Source organism: Rhodococcus sp. KRD162 (assembly GCF_017168335.1).
Taxonomy (GTDB): Bacteria; Actinomycetota; Actinomycetes; order Mycobacteriales; family Mycobacteriaceae; genus Rhodococcoides.
The window spans coordinates 540,172-555,947 of the sequence record NZ_JABFAU010000013.1; the positions used below are offsets into that span (position 1 = coordinate 540,172).

At 64.9% G+C, this 15,776-nt stretch carries 16 protein-coding genes; 10 read left to right on the plus strand and 6 right to left on the minus strand.

What is annotated here, in order from left to right; genetic code table 11:
- Positions 1-69: 69 nt before the first annotated feature.
- From J1M87_RS19660 to J1M87_RS19670, 3 genes are all read left to right on the plus strand, one after another.
- A complete protein-coding gene (locus J1M87_RS19660) occupies positions 70-1,368 on the plus strand; it encodes an LCP family protein (protein ID WP_206491457.1) in 1,299 nt (432 codons plus the stop codon).
- A 32-nt stretch (positions 1,369-1,400) separates the two neighbouring features.
- On the plus strand, positions 1,401-1,961 hold the full coding sequence (locus tag J1M87_RS19665; RefSeq protein ID WP_206491229.1) for a ferritin: 561 nt from the start codon (positions 1,401-1,403) through the stop codon (positions 1,959-1,961).
- A 112-nt stretch (positions 1,962-2,073) separates the two neighbouring features.
- Entirely contained in the window at positions 2,074-2,628 is a 555-nt protein-coding gene (locus tag J1M87_RS19670) for a ferritin (RefSeq protein ID WP_206491230.1), read from the plus strand.
- 126 nt (positions 2,629-2,754) lie between these two features.
- On the opposite strand, the gene J1M87_RS19675 is transcribed toward J1M87_RS19670, so the two are convergent.
- The 5 genes from J1M87_RS19675 to J1M87_RS19695 all read right to left on the minus strand — a co-directional run bounded on the left by J1M87_RS19675 (position 2,755) and on the right by J1M87_RS19695 (position 7,368).
- On the minus strand, positions 2,755-3,666 hold the full coding sequence (locus J1M87_RS19675) for a DUF5926 family protein (RefSeq protein ID WP_206491231.1): 912 nt from the start codon (positions 3,664-3,666) through the stop codon (positions 2,755-2,757).
- A 10-nt stretch (positions 3,667-3,676) separates the two neighbouring features.
- Positions 3,677-4,450, minus strand: coding sequence for a glycerophosphodiester phosphodiesterase (locus J1M87_RS19680; protein ID WP_206491232.1), 774 nt, complete (start codon positions 4,448-4,450; stop codon positions 3,677-3,679).
- Positions 4,447-5,460 carry a DUF4328 domain-containing protein gene (locus J1M87_RS19685; protein WP_206491233.1) on the minus strand — a complete coding sequence of 338 codons (1,014 nt, stop codon included), beginning with the start codon at positions 5,458-5,460 and terminating at the stop codon, positions 4,447-4,449. Before J1M87_RS19685 ends, J1M87_RS19680 begins: the two co-directional genes overlap by 4 nt.
- Positions 5,461-5,784, minus strand: a complete 324-nt coding sequence (locus J1M87_RS19690; protein WP_206491234.1) for a rhodanese-like domain-containing protein — start codon at positions 5,782-5,784, stop codon at positions 5,461-5,463.
- A 285-nt stretch (positions 5,785-6,069) separates the two neighbouring features.
- Positions 6,070-7,368, minus strand: a complete 1,299-nt coding sequence (locus tag J1M87_RS19695; RefSeq protein WP_206491235.1) for a DUF2254 domain-containing protein — start codon at positions 7,366-7,368, stop codon at positions 6,070-6,072.
- A gap of 127 nt (positions 7,369-7,495) precedes the next feature.
- Between J1M87_RS19695 and J1M87_RS19700 the strand changes: the two genes are divergently transcribed.
- Both J1M87_RS19700 and J1M87_RS19705 read left to right on the plus strand, forming a co-directional pair.
- Positions 7,496-8,653 (plus strand): permease, encoded by a 1,158-nt coding sequence (locus tag J1M87_RS19700; RefSeq protein ID WP_206491236.1) that lies wholly within the window; start codon positions 7,496-7,498, stop codon positions 8,651-8,653.
- A gap of 54 nt (positions 8,654-8,707) precedes the next feature.
- Positions 8,708-9,634 (plus strand): LLM class F420-dependent oxidoreductase, encoded by a 927-nt coding sequence (locus tag J1M87_RS19705; protein WP_206491458.1) that lies wholly within the window; start codon positions 8,708-8,710, stop codon positions 9,632-9,634.
- 120 nt (positions 9,635-9,754) lie between these two features.
- Here J1M87_RS19705 and J1M87_RS19710 read toward each other — a convergent pair whose 3' ends face one another.
- Positions 9,755-10,891 carry an acyltransferase family protein gene (locus J1M87_RS19710; RefSeq protein ID WP_374222407.1) on the minus strand — a complete coding sequence of 379 codons (1,137 nt, stop codon included), beginning with the start codon at positions 10,889-10,891 and terminating at the stop codon, positions 9,755-9,757.
- 259 nt (positions 10,892-11,150) lie between these two features.
- Here J1M87_RS19710 and J1M87_RS19715 point away from each other — a divergent pair, with 259 nt between their 5' ends.
- From J1M87_RS19715 to J1M87_RS19735, 5 genes are all read left to right on the plus strand, one after another.
- A complete protein-coding gene (locus J1M87_RS19715; RefSeq protein WP_206491237.1) occupies positions 11,151-11,774 on the plus strand; it encodes a superoxide dismutase in 624 nt (207 codons plus the stop codon).
- Positions 11,775-12,006: 232 nt separating this feature from the next.
- On the plus strand, positions 12,007-12,534 hold the full coding sequence (locus J1M87_RS19720) for a peptidase (RefSeq protein ID WP_206491238.1): 528 nt from the start codon (positions 12,007-12,009) through the stop codon (positions 12,532-12,534).
- 206 nt (positions 12,535-12,740) lie between these two features.
- Positions 12,741-13,439 carry a TMEM165/GDT1 family protein gene (locus J1M87_RS19725; RefSeq protein WP_206491239.1) on the plus strand — a complete coding sequence of 233 codons (699 nt, stop codon included), beginning with the start codon at positions 12,741-12,743 and terminating at the stop codon, positions 13,437-13,439.
- 33 nt (positions 13,440-13,472) lie between these two features.
- The gene (locus J1M87_RS19730; protein ID WP_206491240.1) at positions 13,473-14,654 is read left to right on the plus strand and encodes a sensor histidine kinase; all 1,182 of its coding nucleotides are present in this window, start codon (positions 13,473-13,475) and stop codon (positions 14,652-14,654) included.
- Positions 14,651-15,667, plus strand: coding sequence for a hypothetical protein (locus J1M87_RS19735; protein ID WP_206491241.1), 1,017 nt, complete (start codon positions 14,651-14,653; stop codon positions 15,665-15,667). Before J1M87_RS19730 ends, J1M87_RS19735 begins: the two co-directional genes overlap by 4 nt.
- Positions 15,668-15,776: the final 109 nt, after the last annotated feature.

Below are 15,776 nucleotides of genomic sequence, written 5' to 3' on the forward strand. Positions count from 1 at the left end.
CCCCCGCGGCACGATCGCCCAGCTCCGCCGCCGGATCGGAACCCCCGCCACTCGAGCGCCGAACCACCCATGCGCCCTGCGCCTGGTCGCCCTGCACCGCACGGGTTCACCGCGGAAGACGCCGAGTTCATCAGGCGCGACGGCAGGCCCCCCGCCGGAGCCGAAGGTTCGGCTGCCCCGCCGCGGGCGTGGTCTCTCGCCCCCGAACCCCGGTCGGCTCAGTCGGGTACACCGAATTCGACACGTCGATACTCGCGCTCCTCCGAGGAGCGCGGTTCCGAGTACGCGCCCCGTCAGGAGCCGGAACCGTTCGCCGACCGCACGCCGCAACCGGCCCCCTCACAACGAGCGCTTCGACGACCTGAACCGCCTCGGCCACAACGTGATTCACGCCCCCCGAAAGCCGCCAAGCCACGTAGACGCAGGCATTGGGGTCGACGTTTCCTGATCGTGCTGCTGATCCTCGTACTGGGGATCGGCGGCGTCGTCTACTACGTCGACAGCTCACTGACGCGGGTGGACGCACTCAGCTCCTACCCTGGCCGCGTCGGCGACACACCGGGCACCAATTGGCTGCTCGTCGGATCGGATTCACGCGCCGGCCTGACGCCGGAGCAGGAAGCCGATTTGGCCACCGGCGGCGAGGTCGGCCCGAGCCGAACCGACACGATCATCCTGATTCACATCCCCGAGGGCGACGGCCCGCCCACGATGGTGAGCCTGCCACGAGATTCGTATGTGTCGATCCCGGGAAACGGCAAGAACAAGCTCAACGCGGCCTTCGCATTCGGTGGACCGCCACTGCTGGTGCAGACGGTCGAGGAGGCAACCGGGGTGCACATCGATCACTATGCCGAGATCGGTTTCGGCGGCTTCGCCGGGATCGTCGACGCGGTCGGCGGGGTCAACGTGTGCGTGCAGAATGCGATCGACGATCCGTTGGCAGGTATCAACATTCCCGCCGGATGCCAGGATCTCGACGGGTCCGAGGCGCTGGGATTCGTCCGGTCCCGCGCCACCGCGTTGGCCGATCTCGACCGGATGAACAATCAACGCGCGTTCATGTCCGCGCTACTCGAAAAGGCCACCAGCGCGTCGACTTTCCTCAACCCACTGCGGTTGTGGCCGCTGGTGTCCGATACCGCGTCCTCGTTGAGCGTCGACGACGGAGATCACATCTGGAACCTGGCGATGCTGGCCTGGGCGATGCGCAGTGGACCGGTGACCACCACGGTGCCGGTCGGCGGATTCGAGGACTCCGACGTCGGAAACGTACTGCTGTGGGACGACACTCGTGCGCCGGCCTTCTTCGAGGCCATCGCGCAGGATCGTGAGATTCCGCCGGACCTGCTGACCGGCGGACCCTGAGGCACTCACCGCACCGGTATAGGTTGGGGTTCATGACATCGCCGTCTGCCCCGTCCACCGCGACTTCCGGTGGGTCGTTTCACGATCTGCTCCGAGCTCAGGTTCGCCACGAGTTCACCGCATCCCAGCAGTACGTCGCGATTGCGGTGTGGTTCGACCGTAACGATCTGCCTCGGCTGGCCGCGCGCTTCTATGCCCAGTCCGCCGAAGAGCGTCGGCACGCGATGATGATGATTCGGTTCCTCATCGACAACCGGCTCGACGTCGACGCGTCGGGCATCGACGATGTCGTCACCGATTTCTCGTCGGTGGTCGAACCGGTGGAACTGGCGCTCCAGCAAGAACTGTCGGTGACCGATCGGATCTCCGCGCTCGCGCATGCGGCTCGGTCCGAGGGTGACTACATCGGCGAGCAGTTCACCCACTGGTTTCTCACCGAGCAGGTCGACGAGGTCGCCGCGATGCGCACTCTGCTCACCGTGGTGCGCCGGGCCGGATCGAATCTGTTCGACATCGAGCAGTACGTCGCCCGCGAGATGGGCGGCTCGGTGACCCGAGCCACCAATGCCCCCGCAGAGGCGGGAAGCGCGTAGTCTTCGGCCCTGCTCAGAGCGGACAATTAGGATTCACTGTATTAGGCAACGTTCGCCTCATTAAGGTTCCACTTGGATGACAAGGGCCTCTGACCAGGCATATTGTCCTTCCATGAGCTCTGACATCAAGGAAACCAGCCACACGAAATTCCATGCCCTGCTTCGTGACCAGATTCGCAACGAGTTCAACGCCTCGCAGCAGTACATCGCCACCGCTGTCTACTTCGCGAATGTCGATCTGCCGCAGCTGGCCAAGCACTTCTACGCGCAGTCGGTCGAAGAACGCAATCACGCCATGATGATCGTGCAGTACTTCCTCGATCGCGACATCACCGTCGAGCTGACCGGCGTCGACGCATCGAAGTCCGTCTTCACCGATCCCCGTGAGGCAATCGCTCTGGCGCTGGCCCAGGAAGAGACCGTCACCGAGCAGATCATCACCCTGGCGAGCACCGCGCGCGAGGAGGGCGACTACCTCGGCGAGCAGTTCATGCAGTGGTTCCTCAAGGAGCAGGTCGAAGAAGTTGCCAGCATGAAGACCCTGCTCAACATCGCCGATCGCGCGGGCCACAACTTGTTCGATCTCGAGCAGTTCGTCGCCCGCGAGATGAACACCGCCGTGACCGTCGACGCAGGCGCACCGACGGTCGCCGGCGGATCGCTCTGATCTCACGCCGACGCGAGGCGTGAGTAACTCACGCTCGTACGGGTGGTCGTCGCACACGCACATCGCGATCGACGACCACCCGACTCACGTTCTGTTGCCGATCTCGGCGCGAGCGGATCCGGCCGATCAGCGCAGCGTGACCTGCCTGCCGCGCAGTCCGTCACGCGAACGCAGCTGCGCCGCAGTCAACGGAGCATCGACAGCGAGCGCCTGATCGAGCTTGTCACCGAATTCCTTGGTGGGAGCAGCCCATTCGGTGGGGTGCATTTCGGGATCGAGATCGAACACCGGCACCAGCAGACCGTGGGTGCGGAAAGAACCGGCGTAGCGCGATCCTTCGCCCAGGTGCAGATCTCCCGCAGCGTGGAGTCGGGCGAGAGCGAGCATCACCTCGTCCTCGCTTTCCGGGCGCACCCAACGGATGTGCGCCTTCTCGCCCGCATCGACCCACCAGGCCGCAACGACGCCGTCCGCCTCGATCCGCGCCGAGGGCATGATCGCCTGGTTCGCGCGTTCCACCGTGGCAGCGACATCTGGTGCCGGAGTGGCACTTTCGGGAATCCACCAGTTGAAATCCTGATGGACGGTGATCTCGAGCAATGCGGAGGCGTCGAGCACATCGGTCAATGCGGGAGTGTTCTCGTCCACGGCCGCAGCCTCGAGGGACTCGCCGGCGGCGGCGGTCGACACCCAGCCCAGAGCGCTACTGATATCTGCGGCAACATCTTTGGACTGTGTCTGCACCTGCAGGCCGACGAATCCTTCGACGGTGCCCGCGTCCTCGCGCACCAGTGCCGCGACCGCTCCGGGCAGCACGGTCGCCAGGGTCACGGTGCGACCCTCGACCGTGATCGGCGCAGTTGCCGTCGCCGACGGGACGAACTCCCGCAGGGCCACCAGATCGCACTCGGCAGCGAGGCCCTCGAACGGGCGCGTCGACGCCGACTCCAGGCTCGCGCGTTCGGCCTCACGCTGGGCCAGCTTCGCCGCTCGGTTGCTGCCCTGCTTCGGTCCACTGTTTCTTTTGCTCTTACCCACGCCCGAGAACCTACACGTTCTTCGATTCGAGCCAGGCTCGCGTTCGGCCGGGATGATTCGTGGCGATCCACCCGACACCGAGTTCGCGGCACAGGTCCACGTCCTCTTTCTCGTCGACGGTCCACACGTAACTCGCCCGGCCCGACGCGGCAGCGCGGTCGATGAGGCCCGGGTGCTCGCGGAGTGCACGAATGGACGGGCCGACCGCGGTGGCACCGACGGTCGTCGCTGCTCCCCCGCCGAGGTAGTGCGAACTGTCGCCGAGAAGCACTGTCGGGAGCATCGGGGCCGAGCGACGAACTCGCCAGACCGCCGAGGGCGCGAACGACATGATGACCGCGCGTGAGTGGTCTGCCGAGGCCGGCGCGCCGATGCCGAACCTGTGCAACTCGGCGAGCACCGCGCTCTCGATCAGCGAGCCGTAGCGCACCGGATGCTTGGTTTCGATGAAGAGTTTGACCGGCTTGCTGCTCCAGTCGAGGACGAGGGAGATCAGGTCGCGCAACGTCAGAAGCTCGGCGGGTTCGTCGGGTTCGCCGTAGTCGAGCTTCGCCAGCTCGGCAAAGTTCATCTCGCTGACGATCCCGGTGCCGTTCGAGGTCCTGTCGACGCGGCGATCGTGCACACACACGATATGGCCGTCCTTGGTCAGCCGAACATCGCACTCGACACCGTCTGCGCCCTCCCGCAGTGCGAGATCGTAGGCGGCGAGAGTGTGTTCCTTCTTCGCGGCCGACGCCCCTCGATGCGCGACGACGAGCGGACCGCGGCGGTCGGGGCTCACGAGGCCGACACCGCCCCGGGTTCGTGATCGGCGGGCCTGCGTTCGGTACCAGTGGCGATCACCCAGCGGGTGGGTAGCGCGAGAGTCGATCCTCGCAGCGTGCGGCCTTCGAATCGTCGCATCACCGCCAGAGTCAGCACCGCGGACGCGGCGGCGACCGCGGCGACGAACGCCGACAGCAGCACTCCGTCGGCCCGAGCTTGCAACGTCCCCTGCAGATTCCACAGCAGTTGGACGATCACCAGCACATTGCTGGTGGCCCACACCCCCCACCAGAGGCGAACCAGCGCCAGCTCACGATCGACGTCCGCCTCGCACTCACCCCTGAGGCGTACGACCTCGGTGAGGTACACCCCCGGCATCACGATGCGTACCACCGGCAGCATCGACAGCAGCAACATCCGCCGCACCGACCGCGGATCGCTGGAGCCGACCGCGGCGAAGGCATGCCTGCGTTGCTCGATCAGCCAGCACGACGAACTGATCAGCGCGAACAATCCAACGACGAGCGCGCCCACCTGAGCGAAATACACCAGGGCGTCCGATGCGGCCAGCGTGATCGGCGAGACCAACCGGGTCCGGTTGTACAGCAGGATTGCGTACCGGAACACTTCGGCGATCGCGGCGAGCCCCAGCAGCAGCGCGGTGACGAGGACGAGCGACTGCGCACTGGCGCCATACCGTTCGATGCGACCGACCCGGCGATCGGCCATCGTGTCGCGGGGAGTGTCACGCAGGCCCCACGTAGGCATCGTGTCGTAGTGCGGCGTCGGCGTCGGCGTCGGCGACGCGGTTCGCGGTGCACGTGCGGCTCGCGGATTTCCTTCGGCCGGGCGGGCCACCCAGCGGAAATTTCGCCGATCCTGCGCGGGTGCCCGGGTGGAAACCGGCGAGAGCAGAACCCCGTGGCAGCGGGGACACCACGTGCCCGGCCGTGCGCCGACCGCCCAGCGAGTGCTGCAGCGGGCGCAGACCTGGAACGCCTGTGCGCGTCCCTGCGGTGCCGTCATCTAGATGATTCTCGGTTCGTGGGAGTCGTCGTCGCGCTGAATCGGTCGACCGGATTCCTGCCAGGCCAACATCCCACCGTCGACGTTGATCGCCTCGAATCCGACGCGGTTGAGGTATTCGACGACTCGTGCAGAGCGGCCACCTGCCTTGCACACCACGTAGACCTCGGTTTGATTGTTCAGCTCACCGGCGCGGGACGGAATGTCTCCCATCGGGATGTGCACGGCGTCGGGAGCGTGTCCGGCCTGCCACTCCTCGTGTTCGCGCACATCGAGCAGCAGCGCCGTCGCCGGAAAGGGCGCCGGGAGTCGGTCTACGGTCACTGAGGGCGACTGCTCGGGGTGAGACACACCTCGATCTTGTCACGGCGTCGCGCGGGGCTGCCACCCGTGTCCCGAGGGCCGAAGCCGAGGCCGGTTATGACCTATGTCACATCCGTCACAGAAGTTATCCACAGTATCCACAGGTTGATACACAGAATTGGGCCCTGTGCCGGTTTCCATCCACAGGTCAGAGCTCCGAGTCGGACTCGCGGTGTATCGAGTACCAACTCGGGTTGTGGATCAATGGTGATTTGACACAGCCTCGGTATGGCGGCTCGTGTGCCGCTACGAGGCCGACAGAATCGCCTGTCGGGCGACATCGATCTCGCCGCGGCAGAAATCGACATTGACCCGATCTGCCGTCGACGCAGCCTCCGCTGCATCGATCAACGCCAGATGTCGCAGAACCGACTCACGGACATCCGTGTCCACCGCCGCGATTCCGATACGACGGGCGAGCATGATCGCCGAGGTCATCGCCACCGGCGCGTCCAGAGCGTAGATTCGCACCGCGTCGAAGACATCGTCGATCAACTCCGTCAGCGGCAACCTGGTCACGATGAGCCGCACGGTCTGGCCGGAGTCGACCCGGCCCAACCTCGGCGCGGGGCGTCGGGCCATCGGGACCAGCCCGGTCGCCAACTCGTTGAAGGCATTGTGTGCGGTGTACGGATCGTTGGTTCCGGGCGACAACGCACGCACCGCCATCTCGACCAATTGCTGCACCGCGAACTGGATGTCCCGATACGGAGTTCGGGTGATCCCGAACTCCACCGCCTTGCACACCGCCTCCGTGACATCGGCTACCCGCTCCGGGGGATGAACGCACACCAGCTCTTCACCCTCGACGATATGGTCGCCCGGCCGCACCAGCACTTCCACCAGACAGTCGGCCGACTCCGCGGCCCGCAGCAATGCGTTCTCGTCCACACTCAGCACGAACCCGGACTCCGTGCTCACAATCGGCGCACTGTCCGTCCGGGGTGGAACCGCGGGCCTCGAGTTGTCCGGCTGCTCCTCCGGATACAGCGTGTCCACCACCGCAACCAACTCCGAACGCACCCGAGCCGACAGGGTCGACACCTGGATGGAACGAGCGATGTGATTGATGAAATACACCAGCACGGCAACATCGACAACGGCGAGCAGCACCGCGACGTTGACGGCAATATCGGGAACGAACGAACCGTTGTCGATGGTGGCGTCCTGAATCGATCGCAGCACCATCAGCGAATAGAGGAACGTCGCCCCGAAGATTCCCAACACGAACTGATTGCCACGGTCGTTCATGAAGTTGCGGACCAGGCGAGGGCCGTAAGTCGAACTCGCAGTGGCCAACACCGACACCGTGATCGAGAAGGACGTCGCGGCAACGGCCAACATCGAGCCGCCGATCGCGCCGAGGATATCGCGGCTGCCGCTGGCACCGACGCGGTAGAACAGAGCGCCCCAGACGCCGAGGTCGGCATCGTTGAGAGCTCGATCCAAGAAGATCAAACCCTGCGCGAGCAGCAGCGCACCGATGCCCAACGCCATCGGCAGAAACCAGAACACATCGGACAGACGTGACAGCTTCATTCTCATTCGATTTCCGTCCATTCCTGCCCGTGGTGCACGCGATCGCGCCCAGGCGTCTAGCGTCACACGCTATGTGACTCCGGCCGCACCGGGCCCATCGAACAGCACCGACCGTGCCACGAAAGGGGAATCGATGAACGCTCTCGGTCACGCACTGAGCCTCACCGCTTCCATGGCGTGGAGCATTCTGTGGGCACTGATATTCGGGTTCACCCTCTCGGCCGTCATCCAAGCCGTGGTGCGCAGATCCACCATCGTGCGCGCTCTCGGCGATCACCGACCACGCACACTGGCAGTGGCCACCGGCTTCGGAATGGCATCGTCCTCGTGCTCCTACGCGTCGGTTGCGTTGGCCCGCTCACTGTTTCGGCGAGGAGCCGACTTCACAGCCGCGATGGCCTTCGAGATCGCGTCGACCAATCTCGTCATCGAACTGGGAGTCATCCTCGCCCTGCTCATGGGATGGCAGTTCACCCTCGCCGAATTCATGGCAGGCCCGATCATCATCGTGATCGTCGCGCTGCTGTTTCGCATCGTGCTGCGCCGGAAAGTGCTCGACGCAGCCGCCGAACAAGCAGACAAGGCACTGGCCGGGTCCATGGAGGGCCATGCGGCGATGGACATGTCCGCGGACGGAGACGGCAGCTTCCTCTCGCGTCTGTTCTCCGGCACAGGTGCCACCGCGGTCGCGAACGTGTTCGTCATGGAATGGGCGGCGATCTGGAAAGACCTCCTCGGCGGCCTGTTGATCGCGGGAGCGATCGGTGCGTGGGTACCGAACAGCTTCTGGCAGGGACTTTTCCTCGAAGATTCATCCCTGCTGTCTGCAGTGTGGGGTCCGATCATCGGCCCGATCGTCGGCATCTTCAGCTTCGTCTGCTCGGTGGGCAACGTCCCGTTGGCGGTGGTGCTCTGGACGGGCGGAATCAGCTTCGGCGGCGTGATGGCCTTCATCTTCGCCGATCTGCTCATCCTCCCGATCCTCAACATCTACCGGAAGTACTACGGCATGGCGATGACGGTGCGCATCGTTCTCGTCTTCTACATCGCGATGGTCGCGACCGGATACATCATCGAGATCGTGTTCTCCGCGTTCGACCTCGTGCCCGACGCCTCCTCGGCCCACCTACCCGACGAGGGCATCTCCTGGAACTACACGACCTGGCTCAACATCCTCGCGCTGGTGCTGGCCGCAGCGCTGGTGACCCGATTCTTTCGGCAGGGCGGCGCCTCGATGCTCTCGATGATGGGCGGGAGTCCCTCCGAATCCGACGGTGGCAAGTCCCACTGATCACGTCGCCGCGAGTGGCCCAGGGCGAGGATTAGTCTGAAAATCATGACCTCCATCGAGTTGCGCGTGTTCACCGAGCCCCAGCAGGGTGCCACTTACGACGACCTCCTGCGCGTCGCCAAAGCCGCCGAGGACTTCGGCTACGGGGCCTTCTTTCGGTCCGACCACTACCTCGCGATGGCCGGCGACGGCCAACCCGGCCCCACCGACGCATGGATCACCTTGGCGGGCCTGGCGCGCGAGACCTCGACCATCCGTCTCGGCACCCTCGTCACCTCGGCCACCTTCCGCTACCCCGGGCCACTCGCCATCGCCGTCGCGCAGGTCGACGCCATGAGCGGCGGACGCGTCGACCTCGGCCTCGGTGCCGGCTGGTTCGAAGACGAGCACAAGGCCTACGGCATTGCGTTCCCGCCGCTCGGGGAACGCTTCGACCGACTGGAAGAACAACTGGCCGTCATCACCGGCCTATGGAAGACCCCCGACGGCGAGACGTTCTCACACCCCGGGAAGCACTACCCCGTCACCGACTCCCCTGCGCTCCCCAAACCGGTGCAGACCCCGCATCCGCCCATCGTCATCGGCGGCGGCGGCAAGAAACGCACCCCGGCACTCGCCGCAAAATACGCCGACGAGTTCAACATCCCCTTCGCCTCGCTCGCCGATACCCGGACACAGTTCGGCCGCGTCCGCGAGGCCTGCACCACCATCGAGAGAGATCCCGATTCGCTGATCTACTCCAACGCCCTCGTGCTCTGCTGCGGCCGCACCGAAGAGGACATCGCCCGACGCGCCGCTGCCATCGGCCGGGAGGTATCGGAACTACGCGAGAACGGCGCGGCGGGCAACCCCGCCGAACTGGTCGACAAAATCGGAACCTTCGGAGCCGCCGGAGCGACCCGCGTGTACTTGCAGACCCTGGACATCACCGACATCGATCACCTCGAACTCGTCGCGTCCGAGGTGATGCCGCAGCTGTAGCGTCCGGAGTCGTTCCACCCGAGTCCACCTGCAGTCCCGCCCCCTGAAGTCCACTGAATGTGACATCGACCGCCGAAAAGGCCACTGAACGTCACATCGAGTACCCAGAGGTCCCTCGGGTCAGGCGGCGGATTCGGAGCGCAGGCGGGCGTAGGTCGCGCTGATCCGCCGCGCCGCGGGCAGTTCGATCCAGCGGTACATGATTTCGGAGAGTGCGGCGGTGCCTGCCAGGAATGCCAGTACCGCAGCGCTGGGGCCCAGGTGGGGCTCGACCGTGGCGTAGATGCGGTAGAGCACGAGGGTGTGGATCAGGTAGATCGCGTAGCTGCGGGTGCCGATCCAGCGGACGACGGGCAGGCGGGTGATCGGCCCGTCGTATCGGGCCAGGAGTAGGACAGTGCCCGTGACGACCACCAACGTCCAGAGGTAGGTGTCGCCCATCCAGAAGGTGTGCACGTCGATGGACAGTCGGATGACTTCGACTTGGGCGATCACGCCGACCACCACCCACCGCCAGGTGACCAGCTTCGCCCAGCCGAGGTAGATGATCTGGCCGAGGAACAAGGTCGGCAGTACGCCTGCAACCTTGGTCAGGAACGGAACGGTGTAGGGCTGGGGCAGGTAGAGGTTGTAGGCGATGACCAGTGCGCACAGTGCTGCGCCGAGAAGTGGTACCGCGATCGGTGTGGTGCGTAGCGTCCCGCGCATCGAGATGCAGTAGAGATAGAAGACGATCTGCACGACGAGGGTCCAGGTCACGCCGAGCACGGCGACTTCGGGCCGCAGGAAGAATCCGCCGAGGAAGAAGCTCAGCACGGCCTCGCCGTTGGTGATTCCGGGTTGTCCGCTGAACATGCCGTTGAGGCCGAGCCTGACGAGGATGATGGCCAGGGCGACGGCGAACCAGAGTGTCGGGATCAGGCGGGCGAGGCGGGCGACCATGAAGTCCCGACGCGATTGCCGCATCGCGGATCGGGTGATCAGCAGGCCGGTGAGCAGCATGAACATACTGACGCCGACGAAGGACAGGTGCAGGTTGAGCCCTGCGCCCCCGATGAGTACTGCGGTGACGACGTCGATGACCCACCAACCGCCGCCGACATCGTCGATCAGATAGAAGGAGATGTGCGAGTACAGGACGGCGAACACGGCGATCACGCGAAGCAGGTCTGCGCCGCCCAACTGGACTCGAGGCGCAACGTCGCGCTGTGTGACGGACTCCTCGACCGCACTCTGGCTCGGCCGGTTCCCCTCCACCCTCGCGAGTTTAGGTTCCGTTCATCTCGAGTACCAATCCAGAGCCGGTCCGCAACTGTTTCGTGATATTCGAAGGGGATTCTCAGCCGGTAATTCGACTGCCTTGTTCACACGAATTTATTCCGAGAAAAGCATCTCGGTTACAACGGTTGCACACGGGGTAGGAATGAGATTGGGTTGAACCCTACGAAAGATCCGAAGTAGGACGAACGTGCCCGCATCACACGATGGGTACGGCGTCGTTAGAGAAGGGAACCACGTGTCCGAGTACACCTTGCCCGACCTTGATTTCGATTACTCCGCCCTCGAGCCGCACATCTCGGGCGAGATCAACGAACTTCACCACTCCAAGCATCACGCCACCTACGTCGCAGGTGCCAACACCGCACTCGAGAAGCTGGCCGCAGCCCGCGAGGCCGAGGATCACGGCAGCATCTTCCTGCTCGAGAAGAACCTCGCGTTCCACCTCGGTGGCCACGTCAACCACTCCATCTGGTGGAAGAACCTCTCGCCCAACGGTGGCGACAAGCCCGAGGGTGATCTCGGTGCCGCGATCGACGATCAGTTCGGTTCGTTCGACAAGTTCCGCGCGCAGTTCACCGCGGCCGCCAACGGCCTGCAGGGCTCGGGCTGGGCAGTTCTGGGCTACGACTCGCTCGGCAAGAAGCTGCTGACCTTCCAGCTCTACGATCAGCAGGCAAACGTGCCGCTCGGCATCATCCCGCTGCTCCAGGTCGATATGTGGGAGCACGCCTTCTACCTGCAGTACAAGAACGTCAAGGCCGATTACGTCAAGGCGTTCTGGAACGTCGTCAACTGGGCCGATGTCCAGGCTCGTTTCGAGGCCGCAACGTCGAAGACTCCGGGCCTGATCTTCCCGTAGGTTTCGCACCACGAGCGTGAAGCTCGAGCATCACCAGCGTCACCGATAGCGTCGATGGACCACTGCCCCGCTCAGACGGGTGCAGTGGTCCATTCACGCTTCGAAGCCGTCCGACTCCGATGCTGGCACTCTCCCTATCTTGTGTGCCAGCCGTTTTCGGGTCATTCTCTTCTTTACCCAACGTCGTGTGCCTGGCTTTCTGCCCTGTACCTGTCTGGGAGGAATTGACGAGATGGACGAGCGAGATCTCATCGGTGTTTCACCGTTTCATGCCGCCGGCCTGCTACGCGGCTTCGTGATTTCCGGCCGTTGGCCGGACACAACCAAGGAATGGGCTCAATTTCTGGCCCTCGCCGTCCGGGTCGCCTCGATGCCGGGCCTGTTGGCGACGTCGACGGTGTTCGGGGTGCGGGAGGAGTTGCCCGAGGATCCCGCGCCCGGGACGGTGGGATTGGTGGTAGCCGAGGGCCCTGTGATCGGCGACTTCGCACTGGCTCCCGGACGCTTCTCCGAGCACCAACCGGCCGCACTGCTGATGTTGCATCCGCCATCGGAGACGACGCCGACCCTCCCCGAGTGCATGGGTGCAGCATCCGGTTGCGTTCTGCTTCCCGGCCTTCCCCACCTGGGCCTGGATCATCGGGCTGCATGGGTGGAGGCCGAGTCCGACGGCACCGTGACCTCGATGGTCAGCCGGGTGGGCCTCGACCCGATCAGCGATCCCGACACAGCGGTTTTGGCGATGCTCCTCGCATCCTGACCGGTACCCGCACCGGATTCTTCGGCACCCCAAACTTATTGCTGCATTGGACAATTGGCGATAGGGCCCATAAAGTCGATGCAGCGAAGGGGAGTAGCCCCCAATCATCGTGTCGACATACTGGCCGCCCAATGCGGCCCGGCACCTGAACCGGCCAGTTCCGGTGGGCGAGACCTTCGGTCCGTTGGACGACCGAGGAGTCTGCTGTGCTGTCCGCATTACTGTTGAGTTTCGCTGTCATTTTCGTGGCCGAACTGGGCGACAAGTCCCAGCTCATGGCCATGACGTTCGCACTTCGCTACAAGTGGTACGTCGTCATCGGCGGCATCACTGCCGCCACCACCGTCGTGCATCTGGTCTCGGTTGCGGTCGGCCATTTCCTCGGCGTCTCGATCCCGACCGAGCTGATCTCCATCGTCGGCGGCATCGCGTTCGTCATCTTCGGACTCTGGACGTTGCGCGGCGATTCCCTGTCCGAGGACGAGGGCGCGAAGGCCTCCCGCGTCACCAGATCTGCATTCCTGGCGATCGCCTCGGCATTCTTCCTCGCCGAACTGGGCGACAAGACGATGCTGGCCACCGTCACTCTCGCGGCCGACAACGACTGGGTCGGGGTGTGGATCGGCTCGACTGTCGGCATGGTCGCGGCGGACGCGCTCGCCATCGTGGTCGGCGCGGTACTCGGAAAGCACCTGCCGGAGCGGGTGATTCAGTTCGGCGCGGCCATCCTGTTCTTCGTCTTCGGTGCGGTCCTGTTCTTCGAGGGCTTGATGCCCGGCACTGCCGCTCCGTACATCGCGGCCGGGGTGGTGCTCGCAGTCTCCGCCGTCGTCATCGCAATCCTTCGGCGTTCTCGCGCGAGGTCCGCCCGGGAGCCAGTGGAGCAGAACACCACCGGAGCCTGACCCTGGAACTACACTCCTGCTCTGGAGGGGTGCATGGAAACAGATCATCAGGCGGCGGGGGCCGACCAGGCGCATCGATCGACCGAACGCCTGATCAGGATCTTCGGCCGGTTCGTCGGCACCGGCTACCTCGTGTATCTGGTGTTGCTCGTTCCCGACATCGCGCGCAACAGCGCTGGGATGCCAGGGTGGTGGATGTGGACGGCTGTGGTGGCCGTCTTCGGCAGCGGTCTGACCTTCGGAGCGTTCACATTTCATCCGAGCATGGCGGTCGTCCGAGTTGCCGGCTCGGTTGCTGCCCTCACTTTTCCGATCATGGCCTTGTTGTGGTGGGTGGCGTGGGACGGCATCACCTTCGATCGCAGTGGATCGTTTCTCGCCTCGTTTCCCGGTCTGGCCGCGCTCGCCGCCGCGACCGTATGGCGGCGCCCCATCCCGGTGTTCATCCACATGATTGCCTGCGTCGTCATCGTGCAGCTGACCAATCAAGCTGTACGCGAGCCATTTCCGCGCAGCAACGTGATTGCCGAGATCTTCTTCGGGTTGATGTTCTGCACGGTGTTCGTCGCCGCGACGTTGGCGGCACTGCGCACCGGCCGGCTCTTGGACGCCACGATCAGCTCGACCCACGGTGATGCCGCGCGCGCGGCAGCGGCCTCGGCGCGTGAGGTCGAGCGTGAACGGATCGATGCCCTGATCCACGACGAGGTCATGTCGTCGATGCTGGCCGTGGCACGATACGGCCGCACTCCGGGCCTGGCGCTCCAGGCCCGCTCGGCTCTTGCGCATCTGGACGACCTGAACACCGGCACAGTCTCCGAGACACTGTCTGCGGACGAGACTCTCGCGCGGCTGCGGTCAGCCGCTACGACCGTCGACGAGTCCATCGTGTTCACCGCGCACGAGGAACCGGCGACGGCGAGCTACCCGGCCGATGTCGTCCACGCCGTTGCTTCTGCACTCGCAGAAGCGATGCGCAACAGTCTCATTCACGCTCGTGCGTCGAGCAGGTCGGTCACGGTCGAGCTCACACCCATCACGTTGCGAGCCACCGTACGGGACGACGGAATCGGTTTCGATCCGCGGGCTGTGCCCTCGCACCGACTCGGCGTCGCCGTCAGCATCGAAGGCAGAATGCGGCAGCTCGACGGCGGTGCGGCCGAGATCGAATCGTCCAGCTCCGGCACCACCGTGACGTTGAGTTGGAAGCGATGAACGGTCAGGACATCCGTGACCTGTTGTCGATGAAGTCGCCGGCTGCGTACGCGGTTGCTGTCTTCTACATCCTCGCGTGCCTGGTATGCGCATCCGCGACCCTGACCGGGGTGTCCGCCGTGTGGCCCGAATACGCAGCGGTGCTCGTGCTCTCGGCCGCAGTCATCCTCTTGCTCAGAGCGCCGGGTGACCCACCGAGCCGGCGGGCGACCGCGCTGATGGCCGCATCGGGCCCGGTCGCAGCCGCGCTGGTCTTCGCCGTGTTGCCGGTACCACTTGCCGGGAGCCTGCAGACTTGGCCCTTGGGCATGCCATTGGTGATCTACACCTTCATGTGTGTTCGCGGTCGCACCCTGGCCGCGTGGCTCGGGCTGACACTGACCATGTCGGTGGCCATCGGGTGGGCGGTGGTGACGGGCCAGGGATTCCTGTACGGGCTTTCGTTCAGCGCGATCAACGCCGCACCGATGGTGATGGCGACCTTCTTCGCCTTCACCATTCGCCCGTTGGCCGCCTCGATTTTCGAGCTGCGCAAGCAATCGACCGTTCGAATCGCTTCCCAGGCTGCGGCCGCGGCCGCCCTCGAGGAGCGGGACGCTCGCCTGGCGAGCCTCGACGCGCTGGCCCGTCCGTTGCTGCAGCGCATCGCCGACGGACCCGAACCCACCGAGGAGGAAATCCTCGCCTGCCTGCTCCTCGAAGCCGAGCTCCGCGACTCCCTGCGCGCTCGGGGTCTGATGCTGCCCGAACTCTCCCGTGCAGCACGATCCGCCAGGGCCCGCGGTGTCGAGGTGATACTTCTCGACGACCGCGGGTCGGCCGCGCTCGACGACGACGTACGCGAACGCATCGTGGCTGCCGCGTCGAGCACTCTCGATACCGTCGGAGCCGGTTCCGTGACCGTGCGGTTACTGCCTCCCGGCCGCCCCGTCGCAGCGACGGTTCTGCTCGACGACCTCGGCGACGGTGCAGAACGCGTCGAGTACGACGACACCGGCCGCATTCGGAGCTGAGGGGGACCCGGTCGCTGTGACGAGTGCCTCACGAGAGGGTGAGGTACCCCGCCGGTTATGGTGCAAGCGACCACGAGGGTGCGGCCTGGCCGCGGCCCGCCACTGTGAG